The organism is Hydrogenophaga sp. (genome assembly GCF_030651625.1).
In the GTDB taxonomy this organism is placed as follows: domain Bacteria; phylum Pseudomonadota; class Gammaproteobacteria; order Burkholderiales; family Burkholderiaceae_C; genus Hydrogenophaga.
The window spans coordinates 35235-60168 of the sequence record NZ_JAUSCF010000002.1; the positions used below are offsets into that span (position 1 = coordinate 35235).

Sequence of the window (24934 nt, forward strand, 5' to 3'; positions counted from 1 at the left end):
TGAATCAGGACTCAGGCTGCTGCTGAGGGGTTTCACCCACGTTGCGTGCGGCCAGTGCTTTCATCGACAACTTCACGCGACCCTTTTCATCGGTCTCGAGCACTTTGACGCGAACGATCTGGCCTTCGGTGAGGTAGTCGGCGACCTTCTCCACACGCTCGTGTGCGATCTGGCTGATGTGCAGCAGACCATCCTTGCCGGGCAGCAGGTTGATCAGGGCACCGAAGTCAAGAATTTTGGTGACCGGGCCTTCGTAGACCTTGCCGATTTCAACTTCTGCGGTGATCTGTTCGATGCGGCGCTTGGCTTCGTCGGCTTTGGCCGAGTCGGCAGAGGCGATGGTGATGGTGCCGTCTTCGTCGATGTTGATCTGGCAGCCGGTTTCTTCGGTCAGCGCACGGATGACAGCGCCGCCCTTGCCGATCACGTCACGGATCTTCTCTGGATTGATCTTCATGGTGAACAGCTTGGGCGCGAAGCTGCTCACTTCGGTCTTGGCTTCGCCCATGGCTTCCTGCATCTTGCCCAGGATGTGCATGCGCGCCTCCTTGGCCTGAGCCAGCGCCACCTGCATGATTTCCTTGGTGATGCCCTGGATCTTGATGTCCATCTGCAAGGCCGAGATGCCGTTGGTGGTACCCGCGACCTTGAAGTCCATGTCGCCCAGGTGATCTTCGTCACCCAGGATGTCGGTCAGCACGGCGAAGCGGTTGCCGTCTTTGATCAAACCCATGGCGATGCCGGCCACGTGGGCTTTCATGGGCACGCCGGCGTCCATCAGGGCCAGGCAGCCACCGCAGACCGAAGCCATGGAAGAGGAACCGTTGGACTCGGTGATTTCGGAAACCACACGCATGGTGTAGGGGAAGTCTTCCTTGCTGGGCAGCGCGGCGATCAGCGCGCGCTTGGCCAGGCGGCCATGACCGATCTCGCGACGCTTGGGCGTGCCGAAACGGCCGGCTTCGCCGGTGGCGAAGGGAGGCATGTTGTAGTGCAACATGAAGTTGTCCTGGAAATCGCCAGCCAGTGCGTCGATGCGCTGCGCGTCGCGGTCGGTGCCCAGCGTGGCCACCACCAGCGCCTGGGTTTCACCACGTGTGAACAGGGCCGAGCCATGGGTGCGGGGCAGCACGCCGTTGCGGATTTCGATGGCGCGCACGGTACGGGTGTCGCGACCGTCAATACGCGGTTCGCCGGCCAGAATCTGACCACGCACGATCTTGGCTTCGATCTCGAACAGCAGGGCTTCAATGGCCACGCTGTCGAATTCCACACCTTCGGCCTTCAGGGCAGCAAACACATCCGCGTAGGCGGTGCGGCAAGCCTGGGTGCGGGCCTGCTTGTTGCGGATCTGGTAGGCGGCTTCGAGCTTGGCCTTGGCCAGTTCGTCGATCTTGGCAATCAGCGGCTCGTCCTTGGCGGGCGGATGCCAGTCCCAGGCCGGCTTGCCGGCGTCGCGCACCAGGTCGTTGATGGCGGCGATGGCAATGTTGCCTTGCTCGTGACCGAACACCACGGCGCCCAGCATGATTTCTTCAGACAACTGGTCGGCTTCCGACTCCACCATCAGCACGGCGGATTCGGTACCGGCGACCACCAGGTCGAGTTGACTGTCTTTCAACTGTGTCTGACCGGGGTTGAGCACATATTCGCCGTTCACATAGCCCACACGGGCGGCGCCAATGGGGCCATTGAACGGAATGCCGCTGACGGACAGAGCAGCCGAGGTGGCGATCATCGCTGCGATGTCCGCCTGCACTTCGGGGTTCAGGCTCACCACATGCACGATCACCTGAACTTCGTTGTAGAAGCCTTCGGGAAACAGGGGGCGAATGGGGCGATCAATGAGGCGGCAAGTCAGCGTTTCGAGTTCGCTCGGGCGGCCTTCGCGCTTGAAGAAACTACCGGGAATCTTGCCGGCAGCGTACGACTTCTCTGTGTAGTCGACCGTCAGCGGAAAAAAGTCCTGGCCAGCCTTGGCTTCGGTCTTGGCGACCACGGTGGCGAGCACCACGGTGTCGTCGATGTTGACCAGCACGGCGCCGGTTGCCTGGCGCGCGATTTCGCCAGTTTCCATGGTGACCGTGTGGGGGCCCCACTGGAAGGTCTTGGTGACTTTATTGAACATGGTCATGGTCTATCTCCTGGAATGGTTTCCGTCACCTGACGGAAAGCAAAACGTGCAGAGGTACTGCACAAAACCCGGAAACCTCGATCCAGAACACGATGCCATTCCAGAAGGGCTGAGCAGGTGCCGGAAGACACGCAACCTCTTTGGAATGACACAGCTTCGCTCTGTAATCGCAGCTCCGGAATCAAATAAGTGGAAAAACAAGCAAAAAACGCCCGAGCCAGCGAACCAACTCAGGCGTTTCGTGCGTTAAACCGGGCTCAAGTTACTTGCGCAGACCCAGTTTCGCGATCAGCGCGAGGTAACGCTGTGCGTCCTTGGACTTGAGGTAGTCCAGCAGCTTGCGACGACGACTCACCATGCGCAGCAGACCACGGCGACCATGGTGATCCTTGGCGTGGGTCTTGAAGTGGGGGGTGAGTTCGTTGATGCGTGCGGTCAGTATGGCGACCTGCACTTCTGGGCTGCCGGTGTCACTGGGGGCACGGGCGTTGTCCGCGATGACAGCGGCTTTGACGGATTGTTCGATCATTGAATTTCCTGCTATTGCAACATGCGTCCCGACGCAGCAGGCTGGTCAATTGGAAAAGGTCCGCAACCGGCCGCCGCAACGGGCGTGAATTGCCGTACCCCGAAAGGCATGGCAACCCGCAAGTATATCGCACCTCGCCATCTTCGGACCGTATCGTGCCGGGGTCGGGTTTCAGTGCTCCGCCGGCTTGCGGGCAACGATGAAAGGCCTGACGTCCTTGCCTTTCGAGCCGTGCCACTCCAGGCTCACGATTTCCAGCCCGTGTAGCGCCAAAGCGTTCTCCAACTGCACTGAACTGAAGCACAGCACATGAGGTGCCTTTCCCAAGGCCCGCATCAAAGGCAATGCCAGACGGGGAACAAGGGGGTTCATGTCATTGAGGCAAGGCGTCTTGGAAATGAACAGGCCTCCTGGCTTCAGGGCGTGGAGGACCGAGCTCAGCGCCTGCTCAAGGTCGCCCACGAGGTGCAGAACATTGAAAGCGAGCACGGCATCAAAGCAAGGCTGCGTGGTCAAGGGAGCGTCGGCATCGGCCACCCGAAACGTCAGTTGGGGTACCGGCTGGGTGGCCAGCTTTTCGCAGGCGATGGCCACCATCTCTGCCGAAACGTCGGTGGCCACCATGCGGCGGGTACCGGGCGCCAGACGCAAGGCGGTGGTGCCCGTGCCGCAGCCGATCTCGAGCACTTCGTGCTCCGGGGCAAGCAGGGCCTGGACCCGTTCCAGCGTCTTTTCGTAGCCGGCGATGTCTCCGATCGGATCTCGGGCGTATTTGCGCGCAATCTTGTTCCAGAAGCGTGCCTTGTTTGCGGCGGAGGTGGTGTCGGTGATCTGCTCGCGTTTGGAAGGAACACTTGATTGCATGTGTTTCGAGGTGCGTAGGGTTTGAACAGCGGTTGCGGATGGTGGATGTCACGGATGCTATCCATGCACAACAAATTAGGGAATTGCGATAACTCGCAGACAACTTATGCATCTACGCATGGATCAAGTCGACTGGAATCAGCTGAAGGCCATCCTGGAAACCGCTCGGATACACGGGTGGTGTTCGAAGCACTGACGCGGGGGTTGGTGCCCGATGGAGCTATGACCCAGCCAGCCACCCTTTGAGACGGTCCACCCCCTGCGCCAGTCGCTGCGGGTCGCGGCTGGCAAAGCACCAGCGCAACCAGCCGGTGGCTTCCGGGCCAAAGGCACTGCCGGGCGCCAGACCCAGCCCCGCTTCGCGCACGAGGCGCTTGGCCACATTCAGGCAGTCGGGCTGCCCGTCGATGCTGAAGAAGGCGTACATGCCCCCTTTGGGCAGGGCCAGCCTGACGCCGGGTACGGCTTGCAGCAAGGGCACCAGCGTGTCGCGGCAGGCCTTGAGGTGGGCCACCAGAGCAGGTGTGACCTCGTCGCCACGTTGCATGGCCGCCACCGCTGCGCGCTGCACGAAGACCGGCGCGCATGATGTATTGAACTCAATCAGCTTGGCCATTTCCCGGGTGAGCGTCGCCGGCACGACCAGCCAGCCCAGACGCCATCCGGTCATGAGAAAGCTCTTGGAAAAGCTGTGCGCCACGATGAGGCGATCATCGGATTCGGCCACATCGAGAAAACTGCTGGCCGCGCCATTGGCGGTGTCGCCCGCGTAGTAGAGCCGCTCGTAGACCTCGTCGGCCACGATCCAGGTGCCAGTGCGGCGGCAATGTGCCAGGATGGCGGCCTGTTCGCTGCGGCTGAGGGTCCAACCCGTGGGGTTGTTGGGCGCGTTCAGGATGAGCAGGCGCGTGGCCGACGTGATGCTGGTCAAAAGCTCATCGAGGTCCAGCGCCCAGGCACCGACTTCGGGACCCTCGGCGACCACGCGCAAGGGCACCGCCTTCACCTTCGCACCCATGATCCGGGGCTGGGCCACCAGGTTGGGCCACACCGGTGTGACCACCACCACTTCGTCACCCGCATCAACAAGCAACTGTGAAGCCAGCATGAGGCCGTTGACCCCGCCTGAGGTGACCGCAAGGCGTTCAAACCAACGGTCTGTCCCTGGTCCGGGATGCAGGCCCTCGGTGTAGGAGGCAATCGCCGTTCGCAGTTCAACCAGACCCAGGTTGTGGGCATAAAAGGTTTCGCCAGCCTGCAAGGATTCGACGGCTGCGGTGCGAATGAAATCGGGCGTGACTTCGTCGCTTTCACCGAACCAGAACTTGAGCACGCCTTCGTGCCCCAAACCTTCGTTGGCCACTTCGCGAATGCGCGATTCGGCCAGTTGACTCACCACATCCCGCATCAAATCGCTCCTACCCGTTGAAGGCTTGGCCCACTGCAAATTCCAGGCTCAGGGCCGCTGCATGCTACAGCGGTGCGGCTGCTCAGCCTGTGCCGGGGTGAGCTGGCGGATCACGCGAAAGCCGTAGCCTGAACCTTCCACATCAAACTGGGTGCCGGGTGTGCCTTGTCGGTCCATGACCGCCACCGCCAGCGGCTGCTGGAACTGGTGGTCCGCGGCGCGCATCCGCGCGGTCTGGCCGGCCAGCGTGACTTCGGCCTTTTCCAGTTGCGCGGCAATGGCTGCTGCGCTGATGGATCCGTCTTTGGCCCCGGCGCGTTCGATGGCTTGTGCAAGCGCTTCGATCATGAGTTGCATGCGCATGTGCACGTAATCATCGGCCGGATTGGGGAAGCGCTGGCGGAAGGATGTGTAGAAAGCCTGGGATTCCGGGGTGGGCACGTTGGGAAACCAGTCGGCCACGGCGATCACCTTGCCGATACCGGCTTCTCCCATGGCCGCAGGTGCACCGAGCGCATTGCCGTAGAAGGTGTAGAAGGTGCCTTCAAAGCCCACTTCGCGCGCGGCTTTCACCAGCAAGGTGAGGTCGTTGCCCCAGTTGCCGGTGAGCACCGCCTGCGCGCCGCTGGCTTTGATCTTGGTGGCGTAAGGCAGAAAGTCCTTGATGCGGGCCATGGGGTGAAGTTCGTCCCCGACAATTTTCATGTCCGGCCGCTGCGCCGCAAGCTGGGTACGCGCCTCGCGCAGCACGGCCTGGCCGAAGCTGTAGTCCTGCCCGATGAGGTAGATGCTCTCAACGGCCTTGTCTTCGCTGAGCACGCTCATGAGCGCGGTCATGCGCATGTCGGCGTGGGCGTCGAAACGGAAGTGCCAGAAGCTGCACTTTTCATTGGTGAGCACCGGGTCCACCGCGGAATAGTTGAGGAAGATCACCTGTTTGCCAGCGTCGCGCTGGTTGTGCTTGCCGATGGCGTCGATCAGCCCGGTAGCGGCAGCCGAGCTGTTGCCCTGGGTCACGATGGTGATGTCGCGGTCGATGGCCGAACGCAGCGCGGAAAGCGCTTCCTCGGTCTGGCCTTTGCTGTCAAAACGCTCGATGACCAGAGGCCGATTGCCGCCAGGAAGCCTCACGCCACCGCGGGCGTTGACCCGCTCGGTGGCCCAGACCAGATTGCGGAAGACGGCCTCGCCGGTGTTGGCGAATGGGCCTGACAGGCCTTCAATCATGCCGATGCGGATGGGGGCGGCGGCAGGGGCAGGCGCTTGTGCCAGCACGGCAGCGGCAGCGCAGGTCAGCCCGAAAGTGAAAAGGAGTCGACGGGTAGCGGTGAAGATCTGCATGCAATGTGTGAACAATCTTTGAATGATCGCGCCCGCCCGCTGGGCGACGCACCCTGGTTTCCCAATGTGTCACATGGGAGACACGGGCGCGTAGTGTAGTGGGTCGCGTAGCGCATCGGCCGCAGGTGTGCCCGATCTCAGTGGGCAGCAATGTGCGGTACCGCGATCATCCCAGACTGGAATACCTTCGGCACGGAGGTGCCGCAGACAGGGCATGACGGTCGGCGGGCATGCGTTTCCATGGCGCATGCAGAACGAAGGGGCCAGTCGAAATTCCATCACCAGTTGGCTGAACGGCTCCTGAGCTTCCATTCGCCAGCGCGCAACTGGTAGATGCCAACGGCACCAAAGCTCTGCTCGCCCCTGGCATCCCAGCGCATGGTTCCGGTCACAGGTGCGTAGCCTTCAAGGCTGCGCAACGCTGCCAGCACCTTCTTTCGATCGGCCGACTTGGACGCGCGAATGGCACCCGTCAGCACATAGGTGCTGTCGTAGCTGTAGTGAGCGCCATATGCAACAGGCTGTTTGAAGCGGTCCTGGTAGCTGGCCACAAACTTCGGACCGGCACCAAACTCCACCGCGTTGAGCACGGGTGAGGTCGCTGAGATCTGGTTGATCAGACCTGAGGCCTTTGTCATGGTGGTGGTTTTGATCGTGTCGCCACCAACCAGATGCACATCGGTGTGGCCCACTTTGACCAGGGCCTCCAGCAATGCAATGGCCTGGAAGTCGTTGAGCATGGACACCACCACGTTGGTCTTGTCCGCTTTCAACTGGGCCGCGAACTCGTCGAACGCCACCGTGGAGCCATCGAACGACTGGCGCACGGTGACATCCTTGTTCAGCTCTTTCAATCGTTTGGCCGCGCCTTCAGCGAGGCCTATGCCGTAGGTGGTGCCTTCGTCAACCACTGCGTAACGGCTGGCGCCTTCTAGGCCAGCCGCGTACGCGCCCATGGCCCTGGCCTGCAGGTTGTCGTTGGCCACCATGCGCAGCGTGGTTTCAAACCCGAGTTCGGTGTAGCGCGGATTGGTCGAAATGGCGATCTGTGCAACGTTGGCCGCCGCATAAACCGGAGCGGCTTCGATGCTGACGCCTGAATTCAGGTTGGCGATCACCGCGACCACGCCGGCATCGACCAGTTGCTGGGCCACGGCTTTTCCGGTGGCAGGGTCGGCCTTGTCATCTAACGCCACCACTTCAAGCGTCACAGGCTTGCCGTCGACCTTGAATCCCTGCTTGTTGAGTTCTTCCACCGCCAGCGTGACGCCATTGAGCAGATCCTGGCCCAGGTCGGCCAGAGAGCCACTCAGTGGCTGAGCGACACCGATTTTGATGGTGTCCGGGACGCCTGAACCGCAACCGGTGAGCAGCCCCACCGCAAGCAACGCAGAAGCCAGCAGGTGGCGGGAAATACAGCGGCGATCAATGACAGCTTTCATCAAGGGGGCTCCTGAGATGCGAAGGAATCTCGAACGTCCGTTGCAATTGAAGCGTGAACAGACGCTCGCAGGCTTAAAGGCCAGCGGAGCTTAATGGCGAGGGTGGCCATGCCACCGTGCGGTTTCTCACCTCAATGCCGTGATTAGCGCAATTAATGATTCAGTAGCACGACCGCAGGTCTTCATTCCCTGCGTTCGGGATCTCGCGCATTGCCGAGGGTCAGCGACCCGCCAGCTCCGCCAGGCTCCAGCGCGGCCTGACGTCGAAAGCGTAGGGCTGATCCGCCCGTTGAGCCTCACTCAATCCCACCTGCCAGCGCATGCCTGCCGCCAGCGCAATCATGGCGCCGTTGTCCGTGCACAAGTGGAGTTCGGGATAATGCACGCGCACCCGACGCCGATGGCAGGCAGCATCGAGTTGTTCGCGCAAGCACGTGTTGGCGCCAACGCCCCCAGCCACCACCAGCCGCTTCAGTCCAGTGGCGTCGATCGCCGCCAGCGATTTTTTCACCAGCACATCGACGATCGCCGCCTGCACACTGGCGGCCACGTCGGCACGCTGCTGGTGCGTCAGTGGGTCGGCCAGGTGGGTGGTGGCGGGTCCATCGGGATGTGCATGCACCAGGCGCTTGACCTGCGTGAGCACGGCGGTCTTCAGGCCCGCAAAGGAAAAATCCAGGTCGCCGCTGTGCAACAGAGGGCGTGGAAAACGGAATGCGATGTCGCTGCCCTCCAGCGACAGGCGCGCCAGCGCGGGCCCGCCAGGGTAGCCCAGGCCCAGCAATTTGGCCGACTTGTCGAACGCTTCGCCCGCAGCATCGTCGATGGTCTCGCCCAGAAGCTCGTACCGCCCCACCCCATCCACGCGCATGAGTTGCGTGTGGCCACCGGACACCAGCAGCGCCACAAAAGGAAACTCGGGTGGGTCTGCACTGAGAAAAGGAGACAACAGATGCCCTTCGAGGTGGTGCACACCCAGCACCGGCTTGCCCAGCGCAAAACCCAGTGCGCAGGCCACGCCGGACCCCACCAGCAGCGCGCCCGCCAGGCCAGGGCCCCGGGTGTGGGCCACAGCGTCCACGTCTGCCAGTGAGAGCCCGGCCTGTACGAGCACGGCATCGGTCAGCGGCAGCACGCGCCGGATGTGATCTCGGCTGGCGAGCTCAGGCACCACACCACCGTAGGCCTGGTGCATCTCGATCTGGCTGTGCAGCGCATGCCCCAGCAGGCGGGGCGTGCCATTTCCACTCGCATCGACCAGGGCCACGCCGGTTTCGTCACAGGAAGATTCGATGCCAAGGATTCGCATGACGGGAGTGTACGGGGCGGCACAATCACGCACCGGGCGTGCGGCATGCTTGTTGCTGCATGGTTCACACCCACTCTCCCCAACACGCCTTTCCACATGAAATCGGGTCTTCACTTCCTGGTCGCTGCCAAACGCTGCGAAATCGATGAGCTGCAACAGCTGACGCGCACCAGTGCGCTGGTGAACGTGACCGGACGACTGGTGCATGGCTTGCAGCGCGAGAGAGGATTGTCCAATCTGGTGCTGGGGTCCCAGGGTGCACGCTTCACAGAGGTCCTGTCAAAACAGATCGGTGAATGCCAGCAGATTGAAGCCGAGTTGCGTGGCTGCCTGGACCGCATGGACACCAGCGCCACCCTGACTGGCAATGGGGCGCGCCTGTACAGCCGCATTGCCTATGTGCTGCACGGGCTGGACGCTCTGCCCGGCTTGCGGGATTGCGTCAGGACCCTGGGCTGGACGTCCCGCCAGGCCACTGATGCCTATGCGCGACTGGTGACAGGCCTGCTCGCGGTGGTGTTCGAGGCCGCCGACAGCGCCACCGACCCCAAAGTGTCTCGCCTGCTGGTGGCGCTGTTCAACTTCATGCAGGGCAAAGAGTTTGCAGGGCAGGAGCGCGCCGTGGGTTCCGCGCTGTTTGTCAAGGGGCGTGCCGATGCCGGCGAACAGCAGCGACTGCTGCATCTGATCGAATCACAGGAGCGCTGCCTGCAGGTGTTTGTGGAGTTCGCCGGGGCCGATGTGGAAACTCTCTGGAAGCAAAGCCAGGAAAGCGCCACGCTGGCCGAACTGGAGCGGATGCGCCGCATTCTGTGCACCGCCAGTCATGGCACCACCCTCGACGCTGGCTTGAGTCAGATCTGGTTCGACTGCTGCAGCCGGCGCATGGACAGCATGAAGGCGGTGGAGGAGCGGGTGGCTGACGATCTGCTGCGGGTGTGTCACGACAAGGTGGCCGCAGCCAACGCCGATCTGGCGGCCTACAACGCGTTGAGCGCCGCACCGCCGTCCGCAACCGATGCCATGTCGTTCTTCGAAGACGCTGCCCCGGCGCCGGGCACACCCGGTCTGGGCATGGCGACCCAGGGGTTTGGCCTGCAACTGGAGCGCTCAATCCTTGAACTGGTCCAGGAACAGGCACAGCGGTTGCAGACCATGGGCGACGAACTGGACACGGTGCGCGCGAGTCTGAACGAGCGCAAGGTGATCGAACGGGCCAAGGGTCTGCTCATGGCACACCGCAAATTGAACGAAGAAGCCGCCCACAAGATGATGCGACAGATGGCCATGAATCAAAATCGGCGCCTGATCGAAGTGGCTGACGCGGTGCTGGCCATGGCCGATGTGCTGCCCGAAGGCCCCCGTTGAGCGCCATGGGTGCACCCCGGATGCTGCGGCGCACAACAACTGTGCCTGACGACACCGTCGCACCAAACTGACGCCAGACAAGGCACGCGCCGGGCTGGACCTGCGCACCGGGAACGGTGCCCAACCGGCTGCTCAACTGGCATTTTCTCTTTCAAAATCAAACAACTGAACATCGGCATGCCGCCAACAGATCGGTCTGGCACGCTCCCTGCTTAAGTTGATGCAAACGGAAGGACGCCAATGGCGGCGCTCTTTCCGAAGTCTCCCCAGACACGGACAACGGCGTCCATTTCCAGCTTGCAGCGCAGGCCAGGAAATGGGCGCCGTTTTTGTTTGGGGTTTCGAATTGTTCATCAGCCAGGAGTTTGTCCATGACAGCAGAAACCGCTTCCACAAAAACCGCCGCCCCCGTTCAAGAGACGTCTGCAGCGTCGCGCCGGGATTTCCTGATCAAGGGCAGCGCTGTCGGCACGGCCGCGCTGTTCTCCACGTTGGGCCATCACGGCGTCTGGGCAGCGGGTTCGGACGCGCCCGAGAAGGTCGAGGTGAAGATCGGCTTCATTCCGCTGACCGACTGCGCCAGCGTGGTAATGGCAGCCGAGCTGGGCATCGACAAGAAGTACGGCGTGAAGATCGTGCCGACCAAAGAGGCCAGCTGGGCCGGTGTGCGCGACAAGCTGGTCAACGGCGAACTGGACTTCGCCCATGTGCTGTACGGACTGATTTATGGACTTCAGCTGGGCACCGCCGGCCCCAGGAAGGACATGGCCATCCTGATGAACCTGCAGCAGAATGGCCAAGCCATCACTCTCTCGAAAAAGCTGGCAGAAAAAGGCGCTGTGGACGGTCCGTCGCTCGCCAAGCTGATGGCGGCTGAAAAGCGTGAGTACACCTTTGCCCAGACTTTTCCCACCGGCACACACGCCATGTGGCTGTACTACTGGCTGGCTGCCGCAGGCATCGACCCCATGAAGGATGCGCGCGCCATCGTGGTGCCACCGCCGCAGATGGTGGCCAACATGCGCGTGGGCAACATGGACGGCTTCTGTGTCGGCGAACCATGGAACCACCGCGCCATCATGGACGGCATCGGCATCACCGCCAATACCACGCAGGACATCTGGAAGGACCATCCCGAAAAGGTGCTGGGCACTTCGGCGGAGTTCGTGCAGAAAAATCCGAATACCGCACGGGCCGTGACGGCCGCCATCCTGGAGGCCGGCAAATGGATTGACGCCGGCCTGCAAAACAAGCTGAAGATGGCTGAGACCATTGCACAGCGCTCGTATGTGAACACCAGTGTGGATGCGATCAACCAGCGCATCCTGGGCCGCTACCAGAACGGCCTGGGCAGGACCTGGGACGATCCTGATCACATGAAGTTCTACAACGACGGATCAGCCAACTTCCCCTATCTGTCGGACGGCATGTGGTTCCTGACACAGCACAAGCGCTGGGGCCTGCTCAAGAGCCACCCAGATTATCTGGCCGTGGCCAAAGCGGTCAATCGCATCGACATCTACAAGGAAGCAGCGTCTGCCAGCAAGACACCGCTCCCCAAGTCCGACATGCGCAGCGCCAAGTTCATCGACGGCGTGGTGTGGGATGGCAAGGACCCGGCCAAATACGCCGACGGATTCAAGATAAAAGCGTGACCCACTCCCGCAAAGATTGACCCACCCTCGCGCCGCACCTTCGGTGCGTCACCCCCTCGAGGGGGCAACGCTGGCGGACTGGCAGAGCCGGATCCGCGGCGTTACTGGACTGAAGACACCTCTCTCGCCGCTTTGCACTGAAAGGACATCACGATGGTCAGCGCTGTTTTTCATTCACCGCTGGAAGGGGTTTCGTCCCCCAAGGCTTCCCCTCGTAGCGCCGACCCGGTGGCGCCGTATCCGCCTTCAACTGCCATGTCTTCCACAGCTTCAACACCGTCCACCACCCTCTCGGCCAGCGTCTCACGCGCTCGGAGCTGGGACTTCAGTTTCCTCTGGACCGCCGTGCTGCCGCCCCTGCTGGGACTGGCGTTTCTCGTGATTGTGTGGGCACTCGTGGCCGGTACCGGAGAGAGCGGCATCCCCACGCCTCTGGAAACCTGGAAGCAGGCACTCGAGGTGTTTGCCGACCCGTTCTACCAGGTGGGGCCCAATGACCAGGGCGTGGGCTGGAACGTGCTCATGTCGCTGCAGCGCGTGGCCATCGGTTTCGGCCTGGCGGCGATGGTGGGCATTCCGGCGGGTTTCATGATCGGACGTTTCACCTTCCTGAGTCGGATGTTCAATCCTCTCATCAGCTTGCTGCGCCCGGTGTCGCCACTCGCCTGGCTGCCCATTGGCCTGCTGGTGTTCAAAGGTGCCAACCCGGCCGCCATCTGGACCATCTTCATCTGCTCCATCTGGCCCATGATCATCAACACCGCGGTGGGCGTGCAGCGCGTGCCGCAGGACTACATGAACGTGGCGCGCGTGCTCAACCTGAGCGAGTGGAAGATCTTCACCAAGATCCTGTTCCCTGCGGTGCTGCCCTATCTGCTGACCGGTGTGCGCCTGGCCGTGGGCACGGCGTGGCTGGTGATCGTGGCCGCCGAGATGCTGACCGGTGGCGTGGGCATCGGTTTCTGGATCTGGGACGAGTGGAACAACCTCAATGTGGCCAGCATCATCATCGCGATCTTCGTGATCGGCATCGTGGGTCTGCTGCTCGAATTCGGCCTGATCAAACTGGCCACGCTGTTCACCTTTGAAGAAGTCAAGAGCTGAGGCTCAGGAGTTCCCCATGCAAGCAAGCAAGTACATCGACATCCAGGGCGTCGAACAGACGTTCAAGACCAAAAAGGGCAATTTCCCGGCCCTGCGCGACATCGACCTCACGGTATCCAAGGGAGAGTTCGTCACGCTGATCGGCCACTCGGGATGTGGCAAGTCCACGCTGCTGAACCTGATTGCCGGTCTGACCATGCCCACCAGTGGCGTGCTGCTCTGCGCCGACAAGGAAATCGCTGGCCCGGGCCCGGAGCGCGCGGTGGTGTTCCAGAACCACTCTCTGCTGCCCTGGCTGACCTGCTTTGAAAACATCTACCTCGCGGTGGAGCGGGTGTTCGGCGCCAAGGAAAGCAAGGTGCAGCTCAAGGCGCGCACGGAAGAGGCCCTGGCGCTGGTGGGCCTCACGCCGGCTGCGAACAAACGGCCTGGTGAGATCTCGGGTGGCATGAAACAGCGCGTGGGTATTGCGCGCGCGCTGTGCATGGAGCCCAAGGTGCTGCTGATGGACGAACCCTTCGGCGCCCTCGATGCATTGACACGCGCCAAACTTCAGGACGAATTGCTGGAAATCGTGGCACGCACGCACAGCACGGTGGTGATGGTGACGCACGACGTGGATGAGGCCGTGTTGCTGTCCGACAGGATCGTGATGCTGACCAACGGCCCGGCCGCCACGATTGGTGAGGTTCTGTCGGTCGATCTGCCGCGGCCTCGTCATCGCGTGGCGCTCGCAGACGATCCGCAATACCAGCGTTGCCGAAAGTCGGTGATCGACTTTCTCTACACGCGCCAGGCACACGTGGAGAAGGTCGCCTGAGCGATGGCTGGCCGCCCTGCCGGCGAACAAGTCCAGACAGCGTCGCTTCAGGCGCTGATGGCCCGCTTCGAGGGGCGCTCGGATCCACCTTCAGCGCCGATGATCTCCAGGTCGGTCGGGGGACCTTCCAAAGGCTCTGAGAGATCGATATCACCTGCCTCCGGCAACACATGCAGACGACTGCGTTGTTTGACTTTGGCAGGCACGCCAACGGCAATCGAGTCGGACGGGACACTGCGTGTCACCACCGAATTGGCCCCGATGGCCACGTTGTCGCCGATGGTGATTCTCCCCAGCACCTTGGCGCCGGCACCAATGTCCACGTTGTCACCGAAGGTCGGCGCACAAGGATCGTCGACACGCGCCAGCCCCACCACCACACCCGTTCGAATGCGGCAGTTGTCGCCAAACTTTGCATAACCGCTGATCACGATGCCGCCGAAGTGATCGATGACAAAGTTTTTCCCTACTGTGACTTCACAAGGCAACTCGATGCCGGTGAGCACCTGAACGGTCTTGTAAAGCACCTTGTAGACAAACGAAAACGGCATGCGCACCCATCTTGGACGAATGCCATGGCGCCAGCGACCAAAACGGTAAACCGTCATGACCCACAGACCCTGAGCGCCCAAGCTTCGACCGTGGGCGTGGTAGTCAGCGCGGATGTGTTCAAACATGGTGGATTCGCGAAGTCAATGCTCGGGTCAGAAAAGGTCTATTCGAAAAATGGTTCACCAAAAAAAGCGGGGCGGTCATGCCTGTCCGCCATGCAGCCCCGCTCACCGGGTATTGCCGGATCGCAACGGTTTTTCGCAGCAAACCCAAGGCAATACCCCCGAAGCATCGGTTGGGCACCGAACAACACAGGCATTGGGGGTTTCGCCAGATGACGTGGCGCGAGCGTCTTCGGCGTCAAGCCAAGATTGTCTCGTTTGGCTGGCCTCATCTCAGTGCGCCACCGCACATAGATAACGACGCGTTGCTTTGAAGATACTGCACTCAAAGGCGGGCCGTTTAGTGACAGTGAGGCCGGCAAGCGCAGGACAGACTGAATCTGACTGCCTTTCGAAGGTATCACGTGCAAGGCCCAGACCGGTACTCGCTCCCCAACAACCGCATCCGCCGACGGGTCGCGTGACCCTTCAGCACGCCCGCAGCAAACCATTTGCGCCAGAGGCGCACGATCGTGAGCGGGCTGTGGTCTCCAGCAACTTGGTGCATCCCGCCGTGACCCGGTCTGGTGAGCCACATCACCAGATTTGGTGCATCACGCACCACGCTTGGCACCAGCAGGCTGCGTCCGTTCAGTGGCTCTTTCGTCACCTGCCAAAGCCGACAGACGCTCAACCATTCGTGACAAGAACGCCATGCACCCTGCAAGGCCCGTGCTTCGCACTGATGAACAACCTGCCAAGACACAACCAGGGATGGACCCGACGGCGATCGACGCGTCACCACCATGAAATTGGATGGCATGCCTATTGCTTGATGCTCACCGGGCGCAACGAAGCGCCTACCTCGCCCAAGCGTCGAGGATTACGCGCACAACGACGTGCGCGGCTGAGCCAGACGGCAATGAAGCCTGCCTGGCGTCGACTGTTCAGTCGACCAGATCGTGATCCCTACTCAATGCCTTGTTCAGACGTGCCCGCGCGCAATGGCGCGCACTGCCCGACTCCAAAGCACCTTTTTGAATGGAACGCCCGCTATGGGAAAAGCAAAACTCGTGATGGTCGGCAACGGCATGGCTGGCGTACGCACACTTGAGGAACTGCTCAAGATCGCCCCGGACCTGTACGACATCACCGTCTTCGGCGCCGAGCCCCACCCCAACTACAACCGCATCCTGCTCTCGCCTGTGCTGGCGGGCGAACAGACGCTGGACGAGATCGTGCTCAACGACTGGTCCTGGTACACCGACAACGGTGTCACCTTGCACGCCGGGTTCAAGGTCACTGAGGTGGATCGCATCAAGCGCATGGTTCACGCCGTGGGCCCATATGGCCAGCAGGTCTCGGCCGAGTACGACCGCCTGATCATGGCCACCGGCTCCAATCCGTTCATCCTGCCCATTCCCGGCAAAGACCTCAAGGGCGTGCTCGCCTACCGCGACATTGCCGACACGCAGGCCATGATCGACGCGGCCACCACCTACAAGCACGCGGTGGTGATTGGCGGCGGCTTGCTGGGGCTGGAGGCGGCCAACGGACTGATGAAGCGCGGCATGAGCGTGAGCGTGGTGCATGTGGCGCCCTGGCTGATGGAGCGCCAGCTCGACGACGTGGCCGGCAAGATGCTGCAGGCTTCGCTGGAAGAGCGCGGCATGAAGTTCTTGATTGGCGCCCAGACGCAGGAACTGGTGGGCGATGAGCAAGATGGCAAGAGTGGCCGAGTGAAAGCCATCCGTTTCAAGGATGGCAGCGAAGTACCGGCCGATCTGCTGGTGATGGCAGTGGGCATTCGCCCCAACACCGCGCTGGCAGAAAGCATGCGCCTGCATGTGAACAAGGGCATCGTGGTGAGCGACACCCTGCAGACCGTGACCGACCCGCGCATTTATGCCGTGGGCGAGTGCGCGGCACACCGTGGCATTGCCTACGGCCTGGTGGCGCCCTTGTTTGAACAGGGCAAAGTGCTGGCCACCCATCTGGCCGAATTCGGCATCGGACGCTACACCGGCTCGCTCACCTCCACCAAGCTCAAGGTCACCGGCATCGACCTGTTTTCTGCTGGCAACTTCATGGGTGGCGACGGCACCGAAGAGATCGTGATGAGCGACCCCTTCGGCGGTGTCTACAAAAAACTGGTTATCAAGGACGACAAGCTCGTGGGTGCCTGCCTGTATGGCGACACGGTGGACGGCAGCTGGTACTTCAAGCTGCTGCGCGAAGGTCGCGCGCTGAGCGACATCCGCGACAAGCTGATGTTCGGCGAAAGCAACATCGGTGACGTGGGCCACCAGGGCCACAGCAAGGCCGCCGCCATGGCAGACAGCGATGAAGTCTGTGGTTGCAATGGCGTGACCAAGGGCAGCATCTGCAAGACCATCAAGGACAAGGGCCTGTTCACGCTGGAAGAGGTGCGCAAGCACACCAAGGCCAGCGCTTCCTGCGGCTCGTGCACCGGCTTGGTGGAACAGATCCTGATGTTCACCGCCGGTGGCGACTATTCAGCCACACCCAAGCTGAAAGCCATGTGCGGCTGCACCGAACACGGCCACGCCGCCGTGCGCGAAGCCATCCGCACCCCTTTGCCCGATGGCAGCAAGCTGCTCACCACGGCCCAGGTGTTCGCCCAGCTGGGATGGAAAACACCCAACGGCTGCGCAAGCTGCCGCCCGGCGGTCAACTACTACCTCATCAGCACCTGGCCCAAGGAAGCCCGGGACGATCCGCAAAGCCGCTACATCAACGAACGTGCGCACGCCAACATCCAGAAAGATGGCACCTACAGCGTGATCCCGCGCATGTGGGGCGGCGAGACCACGGCCGACGAGCTGCGCCGCATCGCCGACGCGGTGGACAAGTACAACATCCCCACCGTCAAGGTCACGGGCGGCCAGCGCATCGATTTGCTGGGCGTGAAGAAGGAAGACCTGGTCAACGTGTGGAAAGACATCGGCATGCCCAGCGGCCACGCCTACGCCAAGGCGCTGCGCACGGTGAAGACCTGCGTGGGCAGCGAGTGGTGCCGCATGGGCACACAAGACAGCACACAAATGGGCAAGGACCTGGAGCGCGCCATGTGGCGCATGTACGCGCCGCACAAGGTGAAGTTCGCCGTCAGCGGTTGCCCGCGCAACTGTGCCGAGGCCGGCATCAAAGACGTGGGCATCATCGGCGTGGACAGTGGCTGGGAGATGTACGTGGGCGGCAACGGTGGCATCAAAACCGAGGTGGCGCACTTCTTCGCCAAGCTCAAAACCGCCGAAGAAGTCATGGAATACACCGGCGCCTTCATGCAGCTTTACCGCCTGGAAGGCTGGTACCTGGAGCGCACGGTGCACTACATCAACCGCGTGGGCCTGGACTACGTGAAAAAGAAGATTCTGGACGACGCCGAAGGCCGCAAGGCGCTGTGGGAGCAACTGCAGTTCACCCTCGACGGCGAGCCCGACCCATGGTTCGAATTCGACAAAGCGGCGGTGGACACGCGCCAGTTCATTCCCATCCAACCCATGATCACCGAAGGGAGTGCGGCATGAGCGCCCGCGACTGGACCCTCATCTGCCAAGTGCAGGAAATCCCCGTGCTCGGCTCGCGTCGCGTGGCCCGCAAACAGGGGCTGGACGTGGCCGTGTTCCGCAACGACCGCAACGAAGTCTTTGCCCTGCTGGACCGCTGCCCGCACAAGGGTGGCCCGCTGAGCCAGGGCATCGTGTTCGGCACCAGCGTGGCTTGCCCGCTGCACAACTGGACCATCGGTCTGTGCGACGGGCAGGCTTCGGCACCCGACGAAGGCTGCACGCCCAAGTTCGCGGTAAAGGTGGAAGACGGCCAGGTGTTCCTGGACGCGAACGAACTCACCACCCAGGCGACGGACCTGACCCGCCCGATCGCTGGCCCCGCGAGGCGTGGCCCCCACGCTCCACCGCTGCGCGGGTCGCTGCCCCCCGAGGGGGCTGATCCGGCTTGGGGCGGCCCGGCGCCGGATCGCCGCGTCTCATCCCCTCTCCCTCTGGGAGCGGGCTAGGGTGAGGGCCGGCGCCGTGCCATTCTTCTCCGGAAGCGGCCCCAACCCCCACCCGCTCCCAGAGGGAGAGGGTGTGAAAGCCATCACCCGATCCACCTGCCCCTACTGCGGCGTGGGCTGCGGCGTGCTCATCGAGAGCCAGGGCGATCAGATCACCGGTGTGCAGGGCGACCCGGACCATCCGGCCAACTTCGGCAAGCTGTGCAGCAAGGGCCAGACGCTGCACTTCACCGCCTCGCCTGCCGTGACCGCACAGGCCCGGCTGCTGCACCCCATGCTGCGCACCGCCCGCGGCGGCCCTGCACTGCGCACCGACTGGGACAGCGCCATGTCCCTGGCTGCAGACCGCTTCTACAGCGTGATCTGCGAACACGGGCCCAACGCCGTGGGCTTCTACATCAGCGGCCAGTTGCTTACCGAGGACTACTACGTCTTCAACAAGCTGGCCAAAGGGCTCATCGGCACCAACAACGTCGACACCAATTCCCGCCTGTGCATGAGCAGCGCGGTGGCGGGCTACAAGCTCACGCTGGGTGCCGACGCACCACCGGCGTGCTACGACGACGTGAACCACGCCCAGTGCCTGTTCATCGTCGGCAGCAACGCCGCCTTTGCCCATCCGGTGCTGTTCCGCCGCATTGAAGAAGCGCGGCAACGCAACCCCCGCGTGAAGGTCATCGTGGCCGACCCGCGGCGCACCGACACCGCCGAACTCGCCGATCTGTTCCTGCAGATCCAGCCCGGCAGCGACGTGATGCTGTTTCACGGCCTGCTGCACATCATGCTGTGGGAAGGCTGGTCCGACCCTGCCTACATCGCGGCCCACACCAGCGGTTTCGACGAACTCAAGACACTGGTGAGGGACTGCACGCCCGACCGGGTGTCCGATGTGTGCGGCATCCGCAAGGAAGACCTGCTCATCGCCGCAAGATGGTTCGCAGGCCTGGACGGCCAGGGATCCGCAGAACGCAAGCCCACGCTTAGCCTGTACTGCCAGGGCCTGAACCAGAGCAGCAGCGGCACGGCCAAGAACGCCACGCTCATCAACCTGCACCTGGCCACCGGCCAGATCGGCAAACCTGGCGCTGGTCCCTTCTCGCTCACAGGCCAGCCCAATGCCATGGGTGGCCGCGAAGTAGGCGGCCTGGCCAACCTCATGAGCGCCCACCGCGACCTGGCCAACCCCGCGCACCGCAGTGAGATAGCCGCGTTCTGGGGTGTGCCCTCGGTGCCCGACAAGCCGGGCAAGACGGCGGTCGAGATGTTCCAGGCCGCCGCCGACGGCGAGATCAAGGCCCTGTGGATCGCGTGCACCAACCCGGCGCAGTCCATGCCCGACCAAGCCACCGTGCGCCGCGCGCTGGAGCGCGCCGAGTTCGTGGTGGTACAGGAAGCCTTTGCCACCGCCACCACCTGCGACTTCGCCGACCTGCTGCTGCCCGCCACCACCTGGGGTGAAAAAGAAGGCACGGTCACCAACAGCGAACGCCGCATCAGCCGCGCCCGCGCCGCCGTGCCCGCGCCCGGCGAGACCCGCCACGACTGGCAGATCGTGGTGGATTTTGCGCAGCGGCTGGAACGCTTGCTCGCAGCTCGCACCGAGCTCTCCCCCACCGTTCGCCCTGAGCCTGTCGAAGGGCTCGCCCACGCGGTGCTGGTGAAGGCTTCGACAAGCTCAGCCCGAACGGGGGGTGGCTCAGCCCAAACGGAGGGGGGCTCAGCCTTAACGGAGGCTGACCTGGACCAAACCGAAAGCAGCCCCAGCCAAGAACACGGCACGCTTTTCCCCTACGACAACCCCGAATCCATCTGGCTCGAACACCGAGAATCCACCCGAAACCGTGACCTCGACATCACCGGCCTCTCTTACGACATGCTGGAAACGCAAGGCCCGCAACAGTGGCCATTGCGCGAGGGCGAAGCACACGGCAAGGCCCGCCTGTATGAAGACGGCAACTTTCCCACCGCCGACGGCAAAGCCCGCTTCGCTGCCCTGCCTTGGAAACCCGTGGCCGAACCGCGCGAGTCGCGCTTTCCTTTCTCGCTGACCACTGGGCGCCTGCGTGATCAGTGGCACGGCATGACGCGCACCGGCACGCTCGGCCGCCTGTTCGGTCATGTTTCCGAACCCGCGATTCAAATGCACCCGCAAGACATGGAGCGCCGTGGCCTGAAAGACGCCGATCTGGTGCATGTGACCAGCAAGCGCGGCTCCATCGTGCTGCCGCTGCAGGGATCAACCAGCATCGGTCTGTCGCAAGCCTTCATTGCCATGCACTGGGGCCCCGAATACCTGAGCGGGCGCAGCAGCAACGGTGGCGTGCTGGCCGGTGTGAACGCGCTCACCACTTCGGCCTGCTGCCCCACATCCAAGCAGCCCGAACTGAAACACGCAGCGGTCAAGGTGCTCAAGGCCGAATTGCCGTGGTCCTTGCTGGCCATGGCCTGGCTGCCGACCGACCGGGCGCTGGCTGCTCAAACATCACTGCGCGCCCTGATGCCCACATTTGAATTCGCCACCTGCGTGCCCTTCGGGCGCGACCGCACCGGCGTGCTGTTTCGCGCAGCAGCCCACGACGCCCCCGATGCCGCCGTGGTGGAACAAGTGGAGGCTTTACTGGGCCTCCAGACAGCAGACGCCTTGCGCTACGTCGACCGCCGCCTGGGCCAGCGCCGCACCGCACGACTGGTGCGCACCGGTGATGCCACCCGGCTGGAAGCGTTCGTATTGGCGGGCGACACCCGGGCTGAAGCCTGGATTCGCCCGCTCTTGCAAGACGAACTGCCAGCAGAAGCCTACGGGCGCCTGTTGCTGATGCCCGGTGCCAAGGCACCGGTGGCGGTGGTGGCGCGTGGCAAACAGGTTTGCACCTGTTTCAACGTGACCGAAGACCACATCACTGCCCAACTACCGTCCTGCGGTGGTACCGACAACGAGCGCCTTGCGTTGCTGCAAGGCCGTCTGCGGTGCGGCACCAGCTGCGGGTCGTGCATTCCGGAATTGCGTCGCCTGGTACGCGCCATACCTAAGGCCCTCCGAGTGGCTTGAGAAGTTGAGCGCCTTCCAGTCAATCGGCATATAACCTGAAGTCATCTGAACTCCCCGACAATTGCGCGCCATGGGCATCAGTCAGTACATCAAGGAAATCGGTCGCGGCAAGGACGGCGCGCGTTCGCTCACGTGTGAGCAGGCCGCTGACCTGATGGGCCAGGTGCTCGACGGCACGGTGACCGACCTGGAAGTGGGCGGCTTCTGCCTGGCCATGCGCATCAAGGGCGAAACGGCCGAAGAAATGGCGGGTTTTCTCGATGCCACGCACCAGCGCCTGCATCGCCTGCCCGACAACAGGCTGACCACCGTGGTGCTGCCCAGCTACAACGGCGCCCGCAAGCTGCCGGTGCTCACGCCCCTGCTGGCGCTGCTTTTGGCGCGGCGCGGTGCTGCGGTGTTGGTGCACGGCACGGCCACCGAAGACAAACGCGTGGTCAGCGCCAGCGTGTTCGCGGCGCTGGGCATCCACCCGGCAACTGGACCCGTCGCGCTGGGTGCCGGCCAGATCGTTTACGCGCCCACCGAGGTGCTGAGCCCCGGTCTCAAGCGTCTGCTCGACGTGCGCCGAGCGGTGGGCCTGCGCAATCCGGCCCACAGCCTGGTCAAACTCATGAACCCCTGCCAGGGTCAGGCCTTCATTGTGGGCAGCTACACCCACCCCGAATACGCCAGTTCCATGGCAGCCACCTTCGCCCTCACCGGCACGCACGCCATGCTGCTGCGCGGCACCGAAGGCGAACCGGTGGCCGATGCGCGCCGCACGCCGCAGATGGAAGCCTTCCGCAATGGCGAGCGCCACCTGCTGCAAGCCGCCCAGGGCGGCACCCTGGCCACCGTGCCCGACCTGCCCCGTGAGGTCGACGCCCACACCACGGCTGACTACATCCGAGCCGTGATGAATGGCGAGCGCCCGGTACCTTTACCCATCGCCCTGCAACTGGAACACATCTTGCAGGAGCTTTACCACCATGATTCCAATGTCCACGCCACCGCCCTCTGAATACCTGCCCGGCTCCGTGGCGCTCGTGGGCGCGGGCCCCGGTGATCCGGAGTTGCTCACCATCAAGGCCGCCAAGGCCATCGCGGCGGCCACCGTGCTGCTGGTCGATGATCTGGTCAGCGATGGTGTGCTGGCCCATGCATCCCCCAAGGTACGCATCGTGTACGTTGGCAAGCGCGGCGGATGCAAGAGCACGCCACAGGCCTTCATCGAGAAGCTCATGATCATGGCCTCGCGCGAAGGCGAGGTGGTGGTACGGCTCAAAGGGGGCGATCCATTCATCTTCGGGCGCGGCGGCGAAGAAGTGGAGCACCTGCGCGAAGCGGGCATCGAGGTCAAGGTGATCAACGGCATCACGGCCGGCCTTGCCGGCCTCACCTCGCTCGGCGTGCCGCTCACCCACCGCGAACACGCCCACGGCGTGGTCTTCGTCACCGGCCATGCCAAGCCTGGCGACACCGGCACGGACTGGAAAGCCCTGGCCGCCACCGCACGCGACGCCAAGCTCACGCTGGTGATCTACATGGGTGTTTCCAGCGCAACGCAAATACAAGCCGATCTGTTGACCGGTCTGCCCGCCAGCACACCGTTGGCCATCATCCAGCACGCCACCCTGCCGAATCAGCGCCACGCAGTGACCACGCTGGGCGAGTTGCGCACCACCATCGAGCACGAGCAACTAGGCAGCCCTGCCGTGATTGTGGTGGGTGATGTGGTCAGCGGTGTGGCGGCGCTGGCGCAGCCCGCTGCGCGCGCCCGCGCCGCTTGAATTGGCTCACCCCCGCCGCGCTTCGCGCGACCCCCTTCAAGGGGGCGATACCAGTGGCCCGGCAAAGCCGGTTCCACAGTATCTCTGGACTGGGACACTTCACTCCGGAAAGGCTTGGGTACACCTCGCCGCGCTTAGCGGCGCCCCATGCACGGCCACATCCGCCCGTTACACTGCGCGCTTGGAAAGGCCGAGAGGTTCGCGCCTGCCCAAGCTTTGCGGAGAGTTCGCCATGATCGAAAAACTGGTCGACCTGACGCGCAGTCATGGCGCTTTGCCGCCCGGGCGCGGCATGGTCACGGGCGTGATCGCGTTGTCGCTCGCCATCCTGTGCTTTCTGGGTGTGCTGGCTTTTCACTTTCCGCAGTACCTCACCACACCCGAACTGCGCCGCAGCTACGACGTGACCCTGATGCGCCAGTTGCTGTTCTGGTCGTTGGTGCTGGCCGGCGCGCTCAGTCTGGTGAACCTGGTGTTCCGCCGTGCGCCCTGGCTGGCGGGTGCGGCCTTCGCGCTGGTATTGCTGTCGGCCCTGCTGGGAGGGCATCAGGTAGAGGTCGACCCGAACTTCCCTGACCACACGCCCTACATCGGACTGGACTGGTTCATCCTCGATCTGCTGGGCTCGGCGCTGATCTTCATCTTCATTGAAAAGCTGTTCGCCCTGCGCAAAGACCAGCCGGTGTTTCGCCCCGAATGGCAGACCGACTTTCAACACTTCGTCGTCAACCACATGGTCATCGGCTTCATGCTGCTGGCCACCAACCTGCTGGTGCACCGCCTGTTTGGATGGGCGGCCGACGACGGCATACGCGGCTGGTTCGGCGCGTTGCCGTTCTGGGCGGGCCTTCCACTCATCGTGCTGGTGGCCGACCTGGTGCAGTACTGGACCCACCGCGCCTACCACGAGGTGCCTGTTCTCTGGCGCCTTCACGCCGTGCACCACAGCGCCAAGCACATGGACTGGATGGCCGGCTCGCGCCAGCACCTGATCGAGATCCTCATCACCCGCACCCTGGTGCTGGCTCCCATCTTCCTGTTGGGTTTCTCCAAGGAAGTGATCGACGCCTACATCATCATCGTGGGCTTCCAGGCGGTGTTCAACCACGCCAACGTGAGCGTGCGCCTGGGCCCGCTGCGCTACCTCATCGTCACACCCAACTTCCACCATTGGCACCACAGCCAGGACAAGGAAGCGCTCGACAAGAACTACGCTGCGCACTTCGCGTTTCTGGACCACCTGTTTGGCACCGCCGTGAAAAGCGACAAAGCCTGGCCTGAGCAATACGGCGTGCTGGGCGACTACGTGCCTGACGGCTTCTGGAAACAGATGAAGTTTCCATTCACCTGGAAAGGATGACCCCATTCATTTCACGGGATGAGGTCCCAGGCCCTGCGGGCAGGTCTCCTGTGCTTCATCTCCCAGGCAGAGCAGCATGAATTTGAT

At 62.9% G+C, this 24934-nt stretch carries 17 protein-coding genes and 1 pseudogene; 10 read left to right on the plus strand and 8 right to left on the minus strand.

The features are described from left to right. Positions 1 to 4: 4 nt before the first annotated feature. The 7 genes from pnp to tsaD form a co-directional block, all read right to left on the minus strand. Positions 5 to 2134 carry a polyribonucleotide nucleotidyltransferase gene (gene pnp / locus Q7V46_RS00530; protein ID WP_304911543.1) on the minus strand — a complete coding sequence of 710 codons (2130 nt, stop codon included), beginning with the start codon at positions 2132 to 2134 and terminating at the stop codon, positions 5 to 7. 262 nt (positions 2135 to 2396) lie between these two features. Continuing rightward, positions 2397 to 2663, minus strand: a complete 267-nt coding sequence (gene rpsO / locus Q7V46_RS00535) for a 30S ribosomal protein S15 (RefSeq protein WP_304911544.1) — start codon at positions 2661 to 2663, stop codon at positions 2397 to 2399. Positions 2664 to 2834: 171 nt separating this feature from the next. Beyond that, positions 2835 to 3527 (minus strand): class I SAM-dependent methyltransferase, encoded by a 693-nt coding sequence (locus tag Q7V46_RS00540; protein WP_304911545.1) that lies wholly within the window; start codon positions 3525 to 3527, stop codon positions 2835 to 2837. Between the two features lie 220 nt (positions 3528 to 3747). Continuing rightward, positions 3748 to 4935, minus strand: coding sequence for a pyridoxal phosphate-dependent aminotransferase (locus Q7V46_RS00545; protein WP_304911546.1), 1188 nt, complete (start codon positions 4933 to 4935; stop codon positions 3748 to 3750). Positions 4936 to 4983: 48 nt separating this feature from the next. Further along, positions 4984 to 6276, minus strand: a complete 1293-nt coding sequence (locus Q7V46_RS00550) for a branched-chain amino acid ABC transporter substrate-binding protein (protein WP_304911547.1) — start codon at positions 6274 to 6276, stop codon at positions 4984 to 4986. Between the two features lie 278 nt (positions 6277 to 6554). Beyond that, entirely contained in the window at positions 6555 to 7718 is a 1164-nt protein-coding gene (locus tag Q7V46_RS00555; RefSeq protein ID WP_304911548.1) for a branched-chain amino acid ABC transporter substrate-binding protein, read from the minus strand. Positions 7719 to 7938: 220 nt separating this feature from the next. Then, the gene (tsaD, locus tag Q7V46_RS00560; RefSeq protein ID WP_304911549.1) at positions 7939 to 9027 is read right to left on the minus strand and encodes a tRNA (adenosine(37)-N6)-threonylcarbamoyltransferase complex transferase subunit TsaD; all 1089 of its coding nucleotides are present in this window, start codon (positions 9025 to 9027) and stop codon (positions 7939 to 7941) included. A gap of 96 nt (positions 9028 to 9123) precedes the next feature. On the opposite strand from tsaD, the gene Q7V46_RS00565 reads away from it, so the two are divergent. From Q7V46_RS00565 to Q7V46_RS00580, 4 genes are all read left to right on the plus strand, one after another. Then, the gene (locus Q7V46_RS00565) at positions 9124 to 10395 is read left to right on the plus strand and encodes a nitrate regulatory protein (RefSeq protein ID WP_304911550.1); all 1272 of its coding nucleotides are present in this window, start codon (positions 9124 to 9126) and stop codon (positions 10393 to 10395) included. A gap of 371 nt (positions 10396 to 10766) precedes the next feature. Beyond that, entirely contained in the window at positions 10767 to 12050 is a 1284-nt protein-coding gene (locus tag Q7V46_RS00570) for a CmpA/NrtA family ABC transporter substrate-binding protein (RefSeq protein ID WP_304911551.1), read from the plus strand. A gap of 153 nt (positions 12051 to 12203) precedes the next feature. Then, entirely contained in the window at positions 12204 to 13154 is a 951-nt protein-coding gene (ntrB, locus tag Q7V46_RS00575) for a nitrate ABC transporter permease (protein WP_304911552.1), read from the plus strand. Between the two features lie 16 nt (positions 13155 to 13170). Beyond that, positions 13171 to 13974, plus strand: coding sequence for an ABC transporter ATP-binding protein (locus tag Q7V46_RS00580; RefSeq protein ID WP_304911553.1), 804 nt, complete (start codon positions 13171 to 13173; stop codon positions 13972 to 13974). 47 nt (positions 13975 to 14021) lie between these two features. Here the strand turns inward: Q7V46_RS00580 and Q7V46_RS00585 are convergent, their stop codons facing one another. Next, positions 14022 to 14651, minus strand: a complete 630-nt coding sequence (locus Q7V46_RS00585; RefSeq protein WP_304911554.1) for a serine O-acetyltransferase — start codon at positions 14649 to 14651, stop codon at positions 14022 to 14024. A 1031-nt stretch (positions 14652 to 15682) separates the two neighbouring features. Here Q7V46_RS00585 and nirB point away from each other — a divergent pair. The 6 genes and pseudogenes from nirB to Q7V46_RS00615 all read left to right on the plus strand — a co-directional run bounded on the left by nirB (position 15683) and on the right by Q7V46_RS00615 (position 24847). Further along, positions 15683 to 18178, plus strand: a complete 2496-nt coding sequence (nirB, locus tag Q7V46_RS00590; RefSeq protein WP_304911555.1) for a nitrite reductase large subunit NirB — start codon at positions 15683 to 15685, stop codon at positions 18176 to 18178. Beyond that, positions 18175 to 18552 (plus strand): annotated as a pseudogene (nirD, locus tag Q7V46_RS00595) (nitrite reductase small subunit NirD); the annotation flags it as partial. The gene nirB and the pseudogene nirD, both read left to right, overlap by 4 nt. A 187-nt stretch (positions 18553 to 18739) precedes the next feature. Beyond that, the gene (locus Q7V46_RS00600) at positions 18740 to 21715 is read left to right on the plus strand and encodes a nitrate reductase (RefSeq protein ID WP_304911556.1); all 2976 of its coding nucleotides are present in this window, start codon (positions 18740 to 18742) and stop codon (positions 21713 to 21715) included. 70 nt (positions 21716 to 21785) lie between these two features. Continuing rightward, positions 21786 to 22718 carry a DNA-binding protein YbiB gene (ybiB, locus tag Q7V46_RS00605; RefSeq protein ID WP_304911557.1) on the plus strand — a complete coding sequence of 311 codons (933 nt, stop codon included), beginning with the start codon at positions 21786 to 21788 and terminating at the stop codon, positions 22716 to 22718. Next, positions 22696 to 23487 carry a uroporphyrinogen-III C-methyltransferase gene (gene cobA / locus Q7V46_RS00610; RefSeq protein WP_304911558.1) on the plus strand — a complete coding sequence of 264 codons (792 nt, stop codon included), beginning with the start codon at positions 22696 to 22698 and terminating at the stop codon, positions 23485 to 23487. The genes ybiB and cobA overlap by 23 nt, the downstream gene beginning before the upstream one ends. Positions 23488 to 23719: 232 nt before the next feature. Then, the gene (locus Q7V46_RS00615) at positions 23720 to 24847 is read left to right on the plus strand and encodes a sterol desaturase family protein (protein WP_304911559.1); all 1128 of its coding nucleotides are present in this window, start codon (positions 23720 to 23722) and stop codon (positions 24845 to 24847) included. The last annotated feature ends 87 nt before the right edge of the window (positions 24848 to 24934 follow it).

Bases quoted from the DNA above. Each gene is read 5' to 3' on its own strand.
- Q7V46_RS00615 (WP_304911559.1), top strand. From the start codon at position 23,720: ATGATCGAAAAACTGGTCGACCTGACGCGCAGTCATGGCGCTTTGCCG.
- Q7V46_RS00545 (WP_304911546.1), bottom strand. From the start codon at position 4,935: ATGCGGGATGTGGTGAGTCAACTGGCCGAATCGCGCATTCGCGAAGTG.
- Q7V46_RS00555 (WP_304911548.1), bottom strand. From the start codon at position 7,718: ATGAAAGCTGTCATTGATCGCCGCTGTATTTCCCGCCACCTGCTGGCT.
- rpsO (WP_304911544.1), bottom strand. From the start codon at position 2,663: ATGATCGAACAATCCGTCAAAGCCGCTGTCATCGCGGACAACGCCCGT.
- Q7V46_RS00550 (WP_304911547.1), bottom strand. From the start codon at position 6,276: ATGCAGATCTTCACCGCTACCCGTCGACTCCTTTTCACTTTCGGGCTG.
- cobA (WP_304911558.1), top strand. From the start codon at position 22,696: ATGTCCACGCCACCGCCCTCTGAATACCTGCCCGGCTCCGTGGCGCTC.
- Q7V46_RS00570 (WP_304911551.1), top strand. From the start codon at position 10,767: ATGACAGCAGAAACCGCTTCCACAAAAACCGCCGCCCCCGTTCAAGAG.
- ntrB (WP_304911552.1), top strand. From the start codon at position 12,204: ATGGTCAGCGCTGTTTTTCATTCACCGCTGGAAGGGGTTTCGTCCCCC.
- Q7V46_RS00585 (WP_304911554.1), bottom strand. From the start codon at position 14,651: ATGTTTGAACACATCCGCGCTGACTACCACGCCCACGGTCGAAGCTTG.
- nirB (WP_304911555.1), top strand. From the start codon at position 15,683: ATGGGAAAAGCAAAACTCGTGATGGTCGGCAACGGCATGGCTGGCGTA.
- ybiB (WP_304911557.1), top strand. From the start codon at position 21,786: ATGGGCATCAGTCAGTACATCAAGGAAATCGGTCGCGGCAAGGACGGC.
- Q7V46_RS00580 (WP_304911553.1), top strand. From the start codon at position 13,171: ATGCAAGCAAGCAAGTACATCGACATCCAGGGCGTCGAACAGACGTTC.
- Q7V46_RS00565 (WP_304911550.1), top strand. From the start codon at position 9,124: ATGAAATCGGGTCTTCACTTCCTGGTCGCTGCCAAACGCTGCGAAATC.
- Q7V46_RS00540 (WP_304911545.1), bottom strand. From the start codon at position 3,527: ATGCAATCAAGTGTTCCTTCCAAACGCGAGCAGATCACCGACACCACC.
- tsaD (WP_304911549.1), bottom strand. From the start codon at position 9,027: ATGCGAATCCTTGGCATCGAATCTTCCTGTGACGAAACCGGCGTGGCC.
- pnp (WP_304911543.1), bottom strand. From the start codon at position 2,134: ATGACCATGTTCAATAAAGTCACCAAGACCTTCCAGTGGGGCCCCCAC.